The sequence below is a fragment of the Maribacter aquimaris genome (genome assembly GCF_014596745.1).
GTDB lineage: Bacteria > Bacteroidota > Bacteroidia > Flavobacteriales > Flavobacteriaceae > Maribacter_A > Maribacter_A aquimaris.
Genome location: NZ_JABTCF010000005.1, coordinates 220,334 through 239,030 on the forward strand (window position 1 = coordinate 220,334; position 18,697 = coordinate 239,030).

Annotated in this window: 8 protein-coding genes; all 8 read left to right on the forward strand. The window is 40.3% G+C overall.

What is annotated here, in order from left to right; genetic code table 11:
* The first annotated feature begins 260 nt into the window (after nucleotides 1-260).
* The 8 genes from HPE56_RS10270 (at nucleotide 261) to HPE56_RS10305 (ending at nucleotide 18,683) form a co-directional block, all read left to right on the forward strand.
* Nucleotides 261-3,482, forward strand: a complete 3,222-nt coding sequence (locus HPE56_RS10270) for a SusC/RagA family TonB-linked outer membrane protein (RefSeq protein ID WP_188243671.1) — start codon at nucleotides 261-263, stop codon at nucleotides 3,480-3,482.
* A gap of 12 nt (nucleotides 3,483-3,494) precedes the next feature.
* A complete protein-coding gene (locus HPE56_RS10275) occupies nucleotides 3,495-4,877 on the forward strand; it encodes a SusD/RagB family nutrient-binding outer membrane lipoprotein (protein ID WP_188243672.1) in 1,383 nt (460 codons plus the stop codon).
* Nucleotides 4,878-4,895: 18 nt separating this feature from the next.
* Complete coding sequence (locus HPE56_RS10280) at nucleotides 4,896-5,807, forward strand: DUF1735 domain-containing protein (protein ID WP_188243673.1); 912 nt, start codon at nucleotides 4,896-4,898, stop codon at nucleotides 5,805-5,807.
* Between the two features lie 1,391 nt (nucleotides 5,808-7,198).
* Entirely contained in the window at nucleotides 7,199-10,354 is a 3,156-nt protein-coding gene (locus HPE56_RS10285) for a SusC/RagA family TonB-linked outer membrane protein (protein ID WP_188243674.1), read from the forward strand.
* A gap of 10 nt (nucleotides 10,355-10,364) precedes the next feature.
* On the forward strand, nucleotides 10,365-12,065 hold the full coding sequence (locus tag HPE56_RS10290; RefSeq protein WP_188243675.1) for a SusD/RagB family nutrient-binding outer membrane lipoprotein: 1,701 nt from the start codon (nucleotides 10,365-10,367) through the stop codon (nucleotides 12,063-12,065).
* Between the two features lie 17 nt (nucleotides 12,066-12,082).
* Complete coding sequence (locus HPE56_RS10295) at nucleotides 12,083-12,967, forward strand: hypothetical protein (protein ID WP_188243676.1); 885 nt, start codon at nucleotides 12,083-12,085, stop codon at nucleotides 12,965-12,967.
* A gap of 1,038 nt (nucleotides 12,968-14,005) precedes the next feature.
* On the forward strand, nucleotides 14,006-17,248 hold the full coding sequence (locus HPE56_RS10300; RefSeq protein ID WP_188243677.1) for a SusC/RagA family TonB-linked outer membrane protein: 3,243 nt from the start codon (nucleotides 14,006-14,008) through the stop codon (nucleotides 17,246-17,248).
* Nucleotides 17,249-17,258: 10 nt separating this feature from the next.
* Nucleotides 17,259-18,683: a SusD/RagB family nutrient-binding outer membrane lipoprotein gene (locus HPE56_RS10305; protein ID WP_188243678.1), complete on the forward strand. Its 1,425-nt coding sequence runs from the start codon at nucleotides 17,259-17,261 to the stop codon at nucleotides 18,681-18,683.
* Nucleotides 18,684-18,697: the final 14 nt, after the last annotated feature.

The window sequence follows — 18,697 nt, forward strand, 5'->3', positions numbered from 1 at the left end:
CCCCACCTTATATATAAGGATTAACGCCTAACAAAAATGCATCCCAAAACCCATTTTTTTGAATTTTCAATTTCAAAAAATTAATAATATTATCATATTTTCATTATGATTGAGTTTCCTTGAACTATCCATATTTTATAACAAAAACAATTAGGAAAGTTGCATTATTTGCAACAGATCTTAAAATATTATTAAAATAAACTTGCTTTATTAACTTAATATTAAGATTTTAGCCCTCAACTAATTCAAATATTATAAAAATGAAAACAAATTTGAGTGGAATCTTAACGCTGCTATTGGCGTTTGTTGTGCACATATCGTTTGCACAGGAGAAAACGATTTCCGGTATGGTCTCAGACCAAAGTGGCCTGCCACTACCGGGAGTAAATATCGTTGTGGTAGGTACAACCAATGGTACCCAGACCGATTTTGATGGTAATTATACTATTAAGGCATCAGAAGGTCAAACACTATTGTTTACCTATATTGGTCAAAAGGAAACGCGCAAAAAAGTGGGTGCAGGGAACAGCATCAACGTTCAAATGGAAGATGACGCACAAGCCCTTGACGAAGTAGTAGTAACAGCGGTAGGTATAACTAGAAGTCAAAAAGGCCTAGGTTATAACGTACAGACCGTAGAGGCCGAGGCCATTAGCGTAAAACCTAATGCTGACCTTGTAAACTCCCTTTCAGGCGCCACATCAGGTGTCCAAATTGTAAGTGCCTCAGGTGAAGCCGGTGCTTCTACCTTTATTACCATTAGGGGGTCGTCTTCAATTACAGGAAACAACCAACCTTTATTTATTGTCAATGGCCAGCCCATTGATACAGGTGGTGGAGACAGTGGAACCGGCGGAGTGAATACTTCCAATCGTACCATTGACATCAACCCTGATGATATCGCCAGCCTTTCCGTATTGAAAGGTGGTGCTGCAACAGCCCTTTACGGGGTACGTGCTGCCAACGGAGCGATTATCATCACTACAAAATCAGGTAAGAACCTGACTGAAAGAAGAATTGAATTCCATACCTCGATTGGTGTTGATGTAGTATCCCATCTTCCTGCAAGGCAAAAGAAATATGCCCAAGGACAGAATGGCGCATGGATAGGAGGTAATGCAGATTCTTGGGGACCTGAAATCTCCAGTTTGGAATATGATGGTGACACTTCCTACCGATGGGATCCCAACGGCAGTTTAGTACCTAAGGGCACAGGAAATGGCACCCCTGCCCAATACTATGACCCCTATGATTTTTTCGAAAATGGATATCAATTGAACAATCGCTTCAGCATCAGTAACGGTACGGAACAGGGCGATTATTACTTTTCAATGTCCAATTTGGAGCAGACAGGGATCATACCAAACAACACCTATGGAAGAACGACAGTTCGCTTGAACGGTTCTACCAAAATTTCTGACAAGATCACGTTTGGAGCAAATATGGCCTATACCAATTCCAGGTCCGTACAAATCCAAAAAGGATCCAACGTATCCGGTATTATGCTCGGACTTTTAAGAACAGCAGCTAGTTTTGACAATAGTGCAGGCTATGAATTCGCTGATGGCACACAACGTAATTATAGAAACGGTGGTGGGTATGACAACCCATACTGGACAGCGAACAACATCGCCTATGAGGAAGATGTAAACCGTTTTACAGGTAATATCAACCTTAACGTTCAGTTTACCGATGAATTAAGTTTGGTTTATAATACCGGTATCGATTGGTACAACACCAAATATACAGATAAGTTCAAAATCGGTTCTAGAGCTCAAACCGGAGGATATCTTGGTGAATACATGGATTTCAACAGCGTCTTCAACTCGGATATTTTATTAACCTATAGAAAGGATATTTCGGATAAATTCAACATGAGTGCTACCATCGGTAACAACTTCTTTTCCGATTACAACAAGTATCTATTCGGTGATGCCACAGGTTTGGAAATTCCTGATTTTTATCAGTTGAACAACTCCAGTGCCAATACCACATCGACCGCAACAGCGAATTACAGGACTTCTGCAGTTTTTGCAGACTTACAATTCTCGTATGACGATATGATCTTTTTAGGATTTACCGGCAGGAACGATTGGGCTACGACAATGCCACAACAGAACAAATCAGCGTTCTACCCTTCGGCCAGTTTAGGTTTTGTCTTTAGTGAAATAGGAGACTTAAAAAGTGACTTCTTTAGTTTTGGTAAATTAAGGGCTTCAGCCGCGCGTACCGCGAACATCGCACCTGCATACAGTACGAGTAACTACTACGAGGCAGCTGACGGCGGTGATGGTTGGACCGGTGATGACAATGGTATTTCATACAGATTTCCATATCAAGGTCAAACCGCCTTTTTCGTTGATGACGATTTAGGTAATGCCGATTTGAAGCACGAGACCCAGGATACTTGGGAAGTTGGTGCTGACCTTCGCTTTTTCAAAAGTAGGTTAGGAGTTGATTTTACATATTTCAAAAACGTCAATACAGACCTATTAATGCCAGTACCTATCGCTGCAACATCAGGGTTTAATTCAGTTTTCTTGAATGCTGCCTCTATGGAAGCCAAGGGTATTGAAATCAGCGTGAATGCCACTCCAATAAGAACAGAGAATTTTACTTGGGATCTTGTTGCCAACTACACTCAATTCACCAATATCGTTACAGCTTTAGCGGATGGTGTTGACAATGTCTTCCTAGGAGGATTTACTGTACCTCAAGTACGTGCCGTTGTTGGCGAGGAATACCGAAGTATCTTTGGGGAAGATTGGTATAGGGATGCCAACGGAAACGTTTTGATTAATGATGACCCCACGGATAGCTTTAGGGATGGGTACCCCATGAACAATACCGCCCAAGGTTTGGTGCCAATCGGGAACTTTAACCCGGACTGGACAGCAAACATCACCAACTCCATTTCCTATAAGAATCTATCCTTGTCTTTCTTGATAGACATTAAAAAAGGAGGGGTAATGTACAACGGTACTGCTTTTGCCATGAATAAATTCGGGGTAAGTAAGCGAACCGAAAAAAGAGAAGTTTATTATAACACCGATGGAAGTATCAATTTTGACACAACGCCTGCTGAAAATCTAGTTGTGATGGATGGAGTTTACGGTCACGTAGGCGCTGATGGCGAGGTGGTTTCCAGTGGTGTTGCCAACGTAACGCCCGTAGTCCAAGACCAAGAGTGGTTCCAAGGACAGGGAAGTAACTTTGGCGGTGGACCCTCTATTGCGGCTATGGAGCCAGCAGATTGGGTACGACTAAGGGATTTGACCTTTGCTTACAACCTACCCGAAATTGGTGACGTCATTAAAGGTGGACAAATATATTTCTCAGGTAGAAACCTTTGGATAGACACCCCTTATTCCGGTATCGACCCAGAAACCAATCTAGGTGGAGCTACCAACGCCCAGGGTATGGATTATTTCAATAGTCCTGGTACCAGGAGCTATACCTTAGGCCTTAAATTGACATTCTAAAAAAAATAGATCATGAAAAAAAATAGAAATATAACTTATAAAGGGCTGGTACTTATTCTGTCAGTATTTGTCCTAACCATATCTTGCGAGAAGTGGAATGATTCCGACATCAATATTGATCCGGACAAACCATCTGATGTATCGATGAGCTTAATCCTTCCTGGAGTTCAACAATCCATGGGATTCAACCTTGTTGGGAACAACACGGTTAGAACCAATAATATTTGGATGCAGATTTTCGAGGGGGTTGACCGTCAGTCCTTTACCGAAGGAAGATACCAAATAACGGCTGCCGATACTGGCAACGGTTTCGAACCTATGTATACCGAAATGATGATGAATCTAGGTATTATCATTGATAAAGCAAATGATGAAGGCGTTGAGTCTCCTCATTTTGAGGGTGTTGCTGAAGTCCTTATGGCTACTACCTTAGGTATTGGCACCGATTTATTCGGGGACATGCCCTATACAGAAGCCTTTAAAGGAGGGGAACTTATTTATAGCCCTGTATACGACACGCAGGAATCCCTATACGGAACGGTCAATACGCTTCTAAATCAAGCGATCGTTAATTTAAATAACGCCACCAACGTCATCGATGTTGAAGGAGATGTGATTTACGACGGTGATATTGACAAATGGATAAAAGCAGCCAATTCCATCAAAGCCAGACACGCAATCCAATTATCTGCCAAAAATGGCAACGCTGCCTATACGGCTGCTTTGGCCGCTGTTGCCAATGGATTCACTTCCAATGATGATGATATGTTGGTTCCATGGGAAGAAGCAAACAAAAACCCTATCTACCAATTTATGGATGAAAGGACGGATATTAGAATGGGAGCCTATTTAATCGACTTGTTATTGGCTACTGACGATCCAAGATTACCCTTTTATGCAGAAAAAGACGATGACGGCAATTATATAGGAAGCGCCCTTAGAGCACAGAACGCAAAGGCTTCCCACCCAGGTTCTAATCTTGCGGGCTCTGATGCCCCAACCAAGTTGATGACCTTCTCCGAATTGAAATTCATCGAAGCAGAGGCTAGATTGGGTCTTGGCCAAGCAGGTGCCCAAGAAGCATATGAAGAAGCCGTAGCCGCATCAGTATTGCGAGTGACTGGTGATGCCAACACAGCTTGGTTGGATGCCAATATCAATGGCGATCCTGTTACCTTGGCAAAATTAATGATCCAGAAATATATTGATGGCGCTGCCACCAACCAACCCTATGCAGATTACAGAAGAACAGGTCTTCCAACCCTAACTTTGGCATCGGATGCAGTTCTTAGCGAAATCCCGTTAAGATTTCCTTACCCACAATCCGAATTGGACTATAACTCCCAAAATGTACCTTCTGTTACACTATTAACCAAAGTTTGGTGGGATCAATAATCTTTAAAAACTAAAAAAATGATGAAAAAAATAATAAAACGTTTTGCTTTTGTAGCAGTTTCAGCGGTTCTCCTCGTATCATGTGATTGGGATACCGATAATTTCGAAGCGCTATCAAATAGTCCAGATCCAGATGCCACTTATTATGTTCAATTTAAGGATGCTTCCAAAAGTTTAGAATCAGGCGTTTCTGAATCAGGGGATTTAGTAGACATAGAAACCACTGTAATTGTTGGTTTATTGGGATTACCACAGGCTCAGGATATTACTATTAACGTAACCCTTGACCCTGCGTCAACAATCGATGAAAGCATGTATGATTTATCCGCTACATCGATTACCATTCCTGCGGGTTCTGCAGCTGGGTCTGTTATACTAACCACCAATACGGAATTAATGCCGGTTGGTGAACCTTTGGATTTGATTATGAACGTGGACGCAGGCGCCAATACGGCAACTGCTGGGACCCAATTGAATTACACCCTGTCACGAATAGCTTTTTGTCCTTTGGAAAACGGAGCTGCTGATTTGGAAGGCACCTACACTGCCACCAGTGACCTTAACGGCTATGGTGATGGCATTACCGCTGTTGCAGATGGGGAGACCCTTATGATTTCCGGACTGGGAGTTTCATTCATCGAAGGCTTCTGGGGTGAACCCGTAATTGCCAGTGAAGCAATCTCTGCTGAAGTTGCTGGAAACGGTGGCATAACAATTCCGAGACAATACATCTACACCACAACCTATGATGGCGCTCCGTATGACTACGAAATTGCCGGCACTGGAAAGTGGACGAATTGTGATGCCAAACCAACATTAATAATTGATTACGATATTTATTATGTTGGTGATACTGCTGGTCTTGGAAAACAATATTATCCTACCTATTTAGCATCAGAGACCTTAGGAGGTACTTTTACAATGAACTAAGTTTATTTTACATTCTTAATAAAGACCAAGGGGCATTAATTAAATTTAATGCCCCTTTTTCTATACCCTACTACCAGATTAAGGAAACTCAAATCATATACTGTTTTACATCGTACACCAAAAAAAGTAACCATAACCCATAATACTTTCCCAAAACTTAAACCATTTACAAGGCATATAAAATCAATCAAAAATCCATTACAGGTTTTTGTATTAAAAATTTGATTTAACATCCTTTTTTTTCCGTTATCGACAAACAGAATAACCCCAAGCTCCCTTCAATGTCAAAACAACAACTAAAAAAACGCCTACAAGGCCCCAAGAGGGACGACCTATACAAAAGACGAGCGTTCCCGCCATTCACACACAAAAACCCCTAAAAAGTTTCCAGGGCAGCAAACAAAGCTTAATCTTTAGAAAGCTTTATACACACTTATTAAGACAAACAGTCCCATAATAAATTTAAAAGTACTTCTAAAGGAAAAGAAGCCATGTTCCTTTATTCACCTGAACTAGAATTCGAGAATCCTATTCCAGCCTAAACGACTGCTCAAACCGACATACACACAGTCCTCTTACAACTTTCAGCAAATACACTTTGACAAACAAAGGGAGATTGGTGAACGTAACACACCTATGGGGCCTTCACGTGAAATTATAAGTATAATCCAAAGATTCCAATCCATACCTTACTTCCAAGAGCTGAAAACAGCCAGAAAACAACCTAAACCAACGAAAAACCATTGTATCGAAATTTTTTCCTACAAAATACAACAACCTAGATTCCAATTAAACTTACTTGCAAAACCCAACAGTTATTATTCAAACTAACAAAAAACAGTCCTTTGTAAACAACCCAGCACACCAATAATGCTAGACCAAAAAAAACAACACTTATAAATTCCAAAAAGAGTCCATTTCCTTAGTATTCGAGACCCCCAAAATTATAACCTTTCTTGGTTGGAAATCCCCAAAAAGAACCTTAAAAGAAGAAATCGATTATTGACACCTTACGATTTATCAGAAAAATTCGAAATTTTAACAATAACCATGCCTTAATTGGACATTATATTCATTAACAAGTCCTTTTCCTTAAGTTTTATTTGTGTTTTTCCTTAATTTATTGGATTATTCCTCGTTGTAAATTTTCATATCCTTATTTGAACAGCTTTTTGAAATAATTTATTTTCCATATTCTTATTTTTTTCACCTTTTTATTACGTTTATCATATTTTGTAATGTTTCTACACTTTTTATAACTTTTTATAACTTTTTTATTGGTTTTTGTTATTTTTTTAAGTCTATTTTCTTAAAAAACCCTTAACATTAATTGGATGGCCAACATGAAATAGTGAATTTTGCACCTACTAAATCAAATAATCACCCGAGCAATGAAAACAAATCTTAGTGGAATCCTTACGCTTTTATTAGCGTTTATTGTGCACATATCATTTGCACAAGAAAAAATGATTTCCGGTACTGTAACAGATCAATCCGGTATTCCGTTACCAGGCGTCAACATTCTAATCCAAAACACCACACAAGGTACCCAAACCGACTTTGACGGCAATTACACCCTACAGGCTGATGTAGGACAGACAGTTTTATTCTCCTACCTCGGTTTTAAAAACACTTCTATAGTAGTTGGAACCTCAAGTACAATCAACATACAAATGGAGGAAGACGCACAAGCACTGGATGAAGTTGTCGTAACGGCTTTAGGTATTAAAAGAAACCCGAGATCACTAGGTTATTCGGTGAAGTCGGTCGAAGCAGATGCCATCACAAAAAACTCTGAACCGGATTTAATAAAATCACTTAACGGCAAAGTGCCTGGGGTTAACGTCAATGTATCCACTGGTGTTGCCGGTGCCTCCAACAAAATAAGCATAAGGGGTACTACTTCGTTCCAAGGAGGCAACCAACCTCTCTTTGTTGTTGACGGAACCCCCTACAGTAACGACCAAATAACTACTTCCAGTCAAGTCACTGGCGGCGGCGGTTATGAAACCGGTATTTCATCCTTAGACCCCAATGACATCGCCAATATAGAGGTCCTAAAAGGAGCGGTAGCCGCGGCACTCTACGGTTCAAGGGCCGTAAACGGTGTCATTGTCGTTACCACCAAATCTGGAAAATCAGGTGGATTGTCAAATAAAAAAATGGAAGTATCACTGAACACTGGTGTATATTTCGAACAAATTGCCAATCTTCCAGATTACCAAAATACCTATGGAAACGGTTCCAATTTCAACTATAGTAATGCGAATGGTTCTTGGGGGGCAAGATTCGATTCCATGGAAACCATACCGACATGGCCAAATTTACTTAAGGCGTTTCCCGATCAATTTGGACCTACCGTGCCCTATATTGCACAACCAAATAACGTAAGGGACCTATTTAAAACCGGGTTTGTAGCAGATAATTCAATAAATATTAGTTCTGCCAACGAAAATTCCAATTTCAACCTTACTTTTTCCAATTTGGACCAGCAGGGATATATTCCGTATAACTCCTATAAAAGGACCAATATTTCCACTGGGGGTAATTTCAAATTGGAGAATGGCCTACAGGTGGGGGCCAACATAAGTTATTCAGACAGCTACCAGGTAGGCCCTTTCCTTGGGGAAAACCAATACTCCGGTGCCGCTTCCTCTTTCGCCAGAACACTGGTACTCGGTAGAACATGGGACCTAAGCCTTCCTTACGAAGATGCCAATGGAGCACCGGTAGCCCCGAATGATGGTTGGGACCACCCCCTATGGTCTTGGAAACATAACCAAATTAGGACCAGTGTAAACAGGACCGTTGCCAATATAAATTTCGCATACGACTTTAACGAACATATCAATGCCAGATACCAACTCGGTATCAACAAATACGATTTAGCCCGTATAGAAATAACCGATAAAGGCTCTAGAGCCGCTTCAGGTACAGGTAGGGTCATAACTGACGACTATGGCAGTGAAGAAATTGAATCGACCTTCGTAGTTACCTTCAATTATGATTTGACCGAAGACCTGAACATGAACTTTTTGGTAGGAAATAACGTAAACCAAATTTCAAGCCATCGCGTAGGATACACAGGAACGAACCTCATTGCAGATGATATCTTTACCATCAATAACACAGCTAATGTGGTATCCGATTACGATTTGACCAAAAGAAAAAGAATTGTGGGTGTATTTGGTGATTTGGGATTATCCTACAAAAAATATCTTTTCCTAAATACTACCGCAAGGAACGACTGGTCTTCCACACTTCCTAAGTCCAACAACAGCTTCCTATACCCATCTGTTTCTTCCTCCTTTATATTCACAGAGGCTTTTGGAATAGAGAATGACATTCTTAGTTACGGTAAGATCAGAGGTGGCTGGGCCAATGTGAGCAGGGACGCAGACCCCTACCAAATAAACAAAATATTTAGTGTTGGAACAGTGTATGCCGAACAACCCTCCGTATACGTACCGTATACACTGGGTAACCCTGATTTAAAACCAGAGAATACTGAAGAATTCGAAGTAGGTTTTGACTTGGAATTGTTTAAGAAAAGAGCCATTGTCGATTTTACGTGGTACAAGAAAACCACAACAGACCTTATTTCCGAAGTAAATGTTCCAACCTCTTCAGGCTATTCCTCCCTTCTGACGAATATCGGTGAAATGGAAAATACGGGTATTGAAATTGGTCTAAAACTGATTCCCATTCGAACCGAGAACTTCAAATGGTCGACTTTCACATCATTTACCAAAAACAAGAACATGGTAAACAAATTGATTGAAGGCCTTGATCGATTTCCAATCAACGTAAACGAGATTGCCTTTGTTGACGAAGGCCAACCCTTTGGTGTATTTTACGGTTCCGCTTTCGCAAGGGATGATGAAGGGAATTATTTGATCGAAGAAGGGGCTGGTGGTATCCTTCAGGCTTTGGAAAATCAAGTAATAGGTGACCCCAATCCTGATTTCAAAGTAGGCTTCACCAACACATTGAAGTACAAAACAGTAAGCCTACAGGCTCAGTTTGACTGGAAAGAAGGAGGGGACATTTCCTCTACAACAATCGGTTCCCTTTTAGGAAGAGGTGTCACTAAGGACACCGAGGACCGGGAAGGCACCTTTATCATTCCAGGAGTTTACGGAAACCCCACTACAGGGGAAGCCATTCTTGACGGGTCGGGAAATAAAATTCCGAATACTACCCAATTAACAATGAACAACCTGTATTTCTCCCCTACAACCAATAGTAACACTTTCGCAATCAACTCCGTTGATGAAGCCTCTATTTATGATGGCACCGTATTTAGGTTAAGGGAAATTTCATTGACCTATGACATTCCAAAAGCGTATTTAGAAAACACCTTTATTGGATCCATGACTTTTTCATTGGTAGGGAACAACCTTTGGTTTTATGCCCCCAACATACCCAAGTACACTAATTTTGACCCTGATGTAAATGCATATGGGTCTGGCAACCTACAGGGTATTGAAGTCCAATCCGCACCAAGTTCAAAAAGATATGGATTTAAACTAAATATAAAATTCTAATAAAAAAAGCATGAAAAATATATTTAAAATCAATCTGAAGAACCCCAGCCTGCTCATCGTAGTATTGGCGTCTTTACTGCTCTGCAATTGTAGTGACTATTTGGATGTAAATACAGATCCGAACAATCCAACGGTTGCTCCCTTGGACCAACTTTTGACGGACACACAGAGAAACTTCAACAGCATTACCGAATTTAGGTTGTATATGGCCGAGGTGCTTTCTACCTATGTACATCAACTTACATCCAGGGAGGAACAGGATCAATACGGCACTAAGCCAGACAATGCCAATATCCATAATTCATGGGACGATGCGTACTCTATAATAACCGAGGCAGATATCATCATTGAACAAGGTACCACTGAAAACGAAATGATCATTGTTGGTATGGCCAAGGTCCTCAAAGGATACACCGCAACCATTATTGCCGATATTTGGGGCGATGCCCCCTTTTCTGAAGCTTCCAAACTGGCCTCAGGAACAGTTAGTCCAGTATTCGATGACCAAAACTCCATTTATGCGAGTGCCCTTTCACTAATTGATGAAGGTCTCGCCAATATCAATAGTGGACAAGGATCGAATCCCGACACACAGGATTTATTTTATAACGGAAGTATCCCCCAGTGGAACAAATTCGTTAACACCCTAAAATTAAAATTGTATAATGAGATTCGGTTATCCCCGATGTTCGATGCAAGCAAACTAAATACCTTACTAGCGGCCAACAATTTCATGGAGAGCAGCAATGATGATTTTGAATTTCCTTATTCCACCACACAATCACCTGCAGAGGAAAGAAACCCACTTTTTAGGGCGTCTTATTTAACAGGACAAACCACCCACTATGCCAGTCCATGGTTCTACGAAATCCTAAAAGGATGGAACCCCAGCATACACAATGGCATTGAAGACCCCAGGCTTCCTTATTATTTCTTCAATCAACTAACCCCTGGCCAATTACCCCCCGATGCCGGAGACCCTGAAACAGGTGACCCAAAAGCCGATTACTGGGACAGAAGCACTGGTTTTCATTCCATTAGATTTGGAAGTGTGGGTCCAAACAGGGACTTTTCCAGTAGAAAATCATCTACCTACCCAGGAATATACCCTTGCGGGGGAAGATATGACGATGGTTTAGGTGGTGATGCCGATGTTGACGCTGGGACCGGTGCTGCCCCCCATAGATTGCTGACCTATCACGAATCTTTGTTTATCATGGCCGAATTAATACAAGCCGAGGTAATCCCAGGTGATGCTAGAGCCACTTTGGAAGAGGCTATGACCGCGGCATTCAAGAAAGTGGATGATGTAGTCGCAAATTCCGAAACCACGCAAACAGTACCTAAACTTATTGGGTCCACTGCCGTAGATGATTTTATCACAGGAATTCTGACAGAATTCGATGCTGCTTCCGCAACCAAGAAAATGGAGATTATCATGACCCAAAAATGGGTGTCTACTTTTGGCGACCCATTTGATCAGTACAATGATTACAGGAGAACAGGGTTTCCTATATTGGCAGACCCACTTGGCACCTCCCCGGAATACCAATTGGACAATGGGGACGACTGGCCCTTGATCGATAGTGAAACCACATTGACAAGACCCTTTCAGGCCTCCTTATTCTGGCCACAATCCGAATTGAACGTCAATGAAAACGCACCTGCCCAAAAAGATGCAACCGCCTATAAAATATTTTGGGACAATTAATCCATAAAAACCTCATAATGAAAAATCTATATATTTTAAGTCTCCTTTTAGCCCTATTTGCGCTCAACATATCCTGTGATGACGATGGGGGAACTTCATCGAAAAACTTAAGCAAAGGGGCATTAACCAATCTCACCTTGGCAAACGGGAGCCCTGAATTCATTATTAATAGCACTTTTGCCAATACCGAACTTAAGTTCAGCGTGGATTTAAGTTTCGGCGACCCAGAATCCTTTGATTTAAAAGCACTCTACAAAACTTTTGGTGGGGAGTTCTACGGGCCTGTAACCATCGATGCCAATGTAGGCAGTTTCCCAAAAGACTATGTGCTTACGGGATCCGAAGTCATAAGTGCCTTTACCGAGATCAATTCCGTATCCGATATGAATGCCGGGGATAACATATTTTTCTATGCCGCATTCACCATGAAAGATGGCACAGTCTTGGAAACCCTAAATACTAAAGGAGAACCGAATTACTACGCCGCTGATTTCAATCAAATTGGAGACAATAATTATTTCCTTGCCTATCCTGTGACTTGCGCACCACAACCTGGGGTCTATAGAATTGAAATGCATGATGCGTATGATGATGGATGGCAGACTAATGATGACAACGGTGGAAACGGAATCCAATTGATTTTGGATGGTGAACTTACAGCAGAAGTTGGACTGTGCAATCCGTATGTAGATAGCCCTTATAATTGTGTAGGGGATTATACCGATGGTATTGACACGGTAACTATCCCGGAAGGAACAGCCATAGCCATATGGCAATTCCCAGGGGACCAATATGGTGAAATCAGTTTTGAAATTTACGGCCCTAATGACGAGCTACTATTGGCATCCGGACCAGGTGAAGCCGTATCGGGCCCCTTAACGGTGATTTTATGCGCTGAATAACCAAATTACCTTTATTTTATTTACAAAAACCACCTTGGATAAGGTGGTTTTTTATTGCTTTTTACTTAAGGCCTAAGCAACCCGAATAAACCATTCTAAACAACCTTCAATAGCGTAAAAGAAGCTATAAATCTAAAAAAGCCAAGTTCCCAAATTAAGCGAAACCAATCATATTTCAAGTCCACAAAGATGTAATGAAAGAATGAATACCACTTTAAATAAAGCTTGATATCATCTAAAAGGCATTCTAGCAGGGCCAATTATTTTTCCTCAACTATAATCCCAACACTACTAATTACCTATTACATTTTGAATAAAACCCATCACAATAAAGGTTGCCATCAGGCCTTTTTAGAATCGAAAAGTCAGAATATTCGTATTAAAATCAAACTCGAATTATTAAAAAGGGAGATTTATAAATTATATGAGGCAATTCCAGTTACTTAAAACACAACCTCTCAAATTGATGACGATAACCGAAAAAACGATTTAAAATAAAAGAATCGCCCAATGGCGATTATAGGTCACAAATAAGTTTTAAGCCACTTAATTTTTGAATATCAACAACTTAGAATCGACTTAAAATCACGTTTAGATTTAAAAGGAAAAAACAAAAAAAATAGAACGTAACAAAAACCACTTGATATTGAATATTCCATGACCTTTGAATACCCGAATTCAATTTATTTCAACAACCATGCCACTATTGTAATTTTTCTGAACCCGAAAATCTATTTTATTGCTTTTTTTTAATGTTTTATGTTAAATCGCGCTATTTTTGTCATTTTTAACATTATCATATTCTTACTTTTTCGTCGATATAATTTAACATACTGTCCATATCCACAATTTATCATAGTATTTTTTTTATTATATTCACTGTTTTTAATTTTTAATAACAATACCGTAACACAAAACACATTCTACTGCAGTTGTTATAATTTTTACAACAATTCCTTAAAGTTTAGCTAACATTTATTGGATTATTAACATGAAATTGTGAATTTTGCCTTTGCTAAATCAAATAATTATAGAGAAATGAAAACAAAATTAAGTGGAATCTTCACGCTATTATTAGCGTTCGTTGTGCACATTTCGTTTGCACAGGAAAAATCGATTTCCGGTAATGTTACAGACCCGGATGGTCTTCCGTTGCCAGGAGTCAACATTTTAATTCAAAACACCACTCATGGTACCCAAACCGACTTTGATGGTAATTATGATCTTAAGGCAAGTGTAGGCCAAACATTGGTTTTTACCTACATTGGGTTCAAAGAAGCGACAAGAACGGTTGGCAGCTCCAATACCATCAATCTTCAAATGAAGGAAGATGCGCAAGCCTTGGATGAAGTCGTTGTAACGGCCTTAGGTATTTCCAGAGAAAAAAAATCGCTCGGTTATGCCACACAAGAATTGGACAACTCTGAAGTTCAGTCCTCATCCGATGCGAACTTCATAAACAACCTTTCTGGGAAGGTTTCCGGGTTAAGCATTAGAAAAAGTAACAATATGGGAGGGTCTTCGAATATCATAATTCGCGGCGCAACTTCTTTGACAGGAAACAACCAAGCGTTGTTCGTGGTTGACGGGGTACCAATTTCCAACAGTAATACAAACACAACTGATCAAAAGACAGGTGCTGGAGGTTATGATTTTGGTAACGCTGCTTCTGACATCAACCCGTCCGACATTGAATCGGTCACCGTTCTTAAAGGTGCAGCCGCAACTGCACTTTACGGTTCAAGGGCTAGTACCGGAGCTATCGTGATTACCACTAAAAAAGGTAAATCTGGAGATAAATTAGGCATTACAATCAATTCATCCGTAACCATTGGTAAATATGATAAATCAACCTTTGCCGAATACCAAAAAGAATATGGCCAGGGCTATTATGGAAACTATTTCACTAAAAATCTAGGCCGTGAAAATAACTTCCGCCAAGTTGATGTCGATGGTGACGGAGTACTGGATAACACCACATACACCCAACATGACGCCAGTATAGGGGAAGCATTCAATGGTCAACAAATCTACCAATGGGATGCTTACTACCCTCAGTTAAGCAACTACAAGACCTTAACGGAGTATAAATATGCAGATAATGATCCTTCTTATTTTTTCCAAAATTCGGCCACTTATGAAAACAACATTGCTGTTTCTGGTGGAGGTGAAGGATATAGTTTCAGAGGAGGGTTTGGAAACCTACAACAAGAAGGAATACTTCCCAATAGTTTGATCAGAAGGAATTCCATGTTCTTGAATTCCGACTTTGACCTATCAGATAAATTAAAAGCTTCATTTAGAGGAAACTTTATTAAAACTGATGGTACCGGTCGTTACGGTACTGGTTATAATGATAACAACCTTATGGGGAATTTTAGACAATGGTGGGCCACTAATGCAGATCTAAAAGACCTTAAAAATGCTTATTCCTCAACTGGAGAAAACATTACTTGGAATCTCAATGGCTATGACGCAGACACCGACGAAATGGATTTAACCCCAGCCTATTGGGACAACCCTTATTGGACAAGATATGAAAATGCTTCCAAAGACACAAGAAATCGCTTTATAGGAAGTGGCGCTTTAAGCTATGATGCTTATGACTGGTTAAATCTAACCGCTCGGGCCTCAGTAGACACCTATGCTTCTATTCAAGAAGAATTCGTTGCCGTAGGCAGTCACGATATACCTGCCTATGAAAGATATAATTACAATTTTTCAGAGTTTAATTACGATTTCCTTGCAACTGCCAATAAACATTTTGGCGATAATTTTAATATTACAGGTTTATTGGGCGCCAACTATAGACAGACTAAAATCAATAGCATACGGGCCATCACGAATGGAGGACTGGTAATCCCCAATGTCTATGCTTTATCCAATTCAGTGAACCTTATCGAGTCACCAGACGAAACTGAAACTACTGAAAAGGTCTATGGTATATTCGCCAGTGCCTCATTAGGATACAAAGACATGTTATATTTAGATGTTAGTGGTAGAAACGATGTCTCTTCAACTTTACCTGACGGAGACAACTCTTATTTCTATCCTTCCGTATCTACCAGTTTTTTATTCTCTAAATTAGTTGATAAAGATTGGATGAGCCTAGGTAAATTACGTTTGAACTATGCGGAAGTAGGATCTAGTGCCCCCACCTTAAGCCTTCAAAATGTCTATATTGCAGAAGCTCCTTTCGGTGGTTCTTCCTTATTCAGAAATCCGACGACGTACAACAATGCAGATTTAAAACCGGAAAGAACCCGTTCTTATGAAGCTGGTTTGGAAATGCGATTTTTACAAAACAGAGTTGGTTTTGACTTTTCGTACTATAACACCGAAAGTGACGACTTAATTGTGCCTGTTTCCATTTCTACTGCATCGGGTGGATATTACAAATACTTTAACACAGGTAAGATCACCAATGAAGGTTTTGAAGTTTCAGCCAACTTTGTTCCAATTCAAACCAATGACTTTAAATGGAATATGATTTTAAACTGGTCGAAAAACGAGAACACCGTCAACAGTTTATTTGAGGATAACACGAACTTGGTTATTGCTAGCCTACAGGGTGGTGTATCCATCAATGCCACAGTAGGTCAACCTTATGGAACAATTAGAGGCTCTGCGTATGATAGGGACGAGAATGGAAACAAACTTATTGATACGGATACAGGGGGCTACCAAATTGTAGACAACCAAGTAATCGGTGATGCCAATGCCGATTGGATGGGAGGAATCACCAACCAATTTACCTACAAGAACCTATCTTTTTCTTTCTTAATCGATATTAAGCAAGGGGGAGACGTATTTTCCTTGGATCAATGGTATGGACAGGGCTCTGGGCTTTATCCTAATACAGCAGGTCTAAATGATCTTGGAAACCCACAAAGAGCATCATTAGAAGAAGGTGGTGGTGTAATCTTACCAGGGGTAAAACCCGATGGGACCGAAAATGACATTAGATTGGATACCGGTGATGGCGCAACAAGTTTTGTCTACGGTTATTACCAAGGTGACTTCCCTAACGAGGAGTATGTCTACGATGCTTCCTATGTTAAATTGAGAGAAGCTACCTTAACTTATAAATTCCCTGAAAAGTTATTTAACAAACTTGATGTATCATGTAGTCTAATAGGCAGAAACTTATGGATTATCCACAAAAACCTACCTATGGCCGACCCAGAAGATGCTTTAAGTTCAGGAAATGTCCAAGCATATCAATCCGGAGCATATCCGTCGGTTAAGGAATATGGTTTCAACTTAAAAATTGATTTTTAAAAAAAACAACATGAAAAAAATATTTGTCCTATTAATGGTTTTTACAGGTCTAATGTCCTGTAATGACGATATTACCGATGTAAATGTTGACCTAAAGAATCCATCAGAGGTTCCCGGCGAATATACATTTACTTACGGCACAAAAGAGCTGTTCGATCAAATGGTCAACACAAATTCGAACCTCAACCCTTTTAGGCTTCTTTCCCAACAATGGACAGAGGTTCAGTATACCCAAGAGGCTAATTATCAATTTAGCGATAGGGATGTAATGGGAAACCATTGGAATTACCTATATGCAAGGGCTTTAGGAAATTTGAATTCTTCAATTCTTACACTGGAAGAATTAGGTGTCCAGGTTACTGATGAGGGTGAAGCCACACGACAAAACCAAATTGCCATGGCCATGACGCTAAAGGTTTACGCTTTTCAAGTTTTGGTAGACACCTTTGGTAATGTTCCCTTTTCTGAAGCTTTGGATACAGAAAATGTTACTCCTGTATATGATGATGCTGCCACAATTTATTCCAGTTTGCTTTCTCAAATAAATGAAGCCTTAGGAAAATTTGATTCTGCAAACGATATTTATGGAGGGGACCTTATCTATAGTGGTGATATCTCCAAATGGATTAAATTCGCCAATAGCCTTAAACTTAGAATGGCGATTAGGCTAGCGGATGTAGACCCTACAACATCCAAGTCCATGGCAGAAGCAGCCATAATCGATGGTGTAATGACCTCTAATGATGACAACGCTACCATTATGTACGAATCCGCTTCCCCAAACACCAATCCATTATGGGAAGACTTGGTTGAAAGTGGCCGTGATGATTTTGCACCGGCAAACACCATTGTTGATATTATGAATGATTTGGATGATCCACGAAGAACCGTATATTTCACAGATTTGGATGGGGAATACGTGGGTGGCGAATATGGATTGGTTTTGGATTATGGAACCGTTTCCCATATAGGTACGTTATTTTTAGACCCAGAACTACCAGGGGTAATCATGGATTATAGTGAGGTAGAGTTTCTTTTGGCCGAAGCTGCTGCCAGAGGCTATTCAACCACTTCCAATGCTTCGGTTCATTACGAAAATGCAATTAGAGCCTCTTTTGAATTTTGGGACCTGGCTGATGACGCTGATACCTATCTCCTAAATGCAGACGTGGCATATGATGCCTCTAATTGGAAAGAATCCATTGGAACCCAAAAATACTTGGCGCTTTACAATAGGGGCTTCGAGGCTTGGTCTTCATGGAGAGCTTTGGATTACCCCCAATTGAACCAAGCTGCTGGAACACCTTTAGCTGTACCAGTAAGATTGGTTTACCCATTGGACGAACCATTGGTCAATGGCGAAAATTATGACCAAGCAAGTTCAGCAATTGGTGGTAATGAATATGAAACCAAAATTTTCTGGGATGTAAACTAATTTCATCCTTTTGA

Bases quoted from the DNA above. Each gene is read 5' to 3' on its own strand.
- HPE56_RS10270 (WP_188243671.1), top strand. From the start codon at position 261: ATGAAAACAAATTTGAGTGGAATCTTAACGCTGCTATTGGCGTTTGTT.
- HPE56_RS10275 (WP_188243672.1), top strand. From the start codon at position 3,495: ATGAAAAAAAATAGAAATATAACTTATAAAGGGCTGGTACTTATTCTG.
- HPE56_RS10280 (WP_188243673.1), top strand. From the start codon at position 4,896: ATGATGAAAAAAATAATAAAACGTTTTGCTTTTGTAGCAGTTTCAGCG.
- HPE56_RS10285 (WP_188243674.1), top strand. From the start codon at position 7,199: ATGAAAACAAATCTTAGTGGAATCCTTACGCTTTTATTAGCGTTTATT.
- HPE56_RS10290 (WP_188243675.1), top strand. From the start codon at position 10,365: ATGAAAAATATATTTAAAATCAATCTGAAGAACCCCAGCCTGCTCATC.
- HPE56_RS10295 (WP_188243676.1), top strand. From the start codon at position 12,083: ATGAAAAATCTATATATTTTAAGTCTCCTTTTAGCCCTATTTGCGCTC.
- HPE56_RS10300 (WP_188243677.1), top strand. From the start codon at position 14,006: ATGAAAACAAAATTAAGTGGAATCTTCACGCTATTATTAGCGTTCGTT.
- HPE56_RS10305 (WP_188243678.1), top strand. From the start codon at position 17,259: ATGAAAAAAATATTTGTCCTATTAATGGTTTTTACAGGTCTAATGTCC.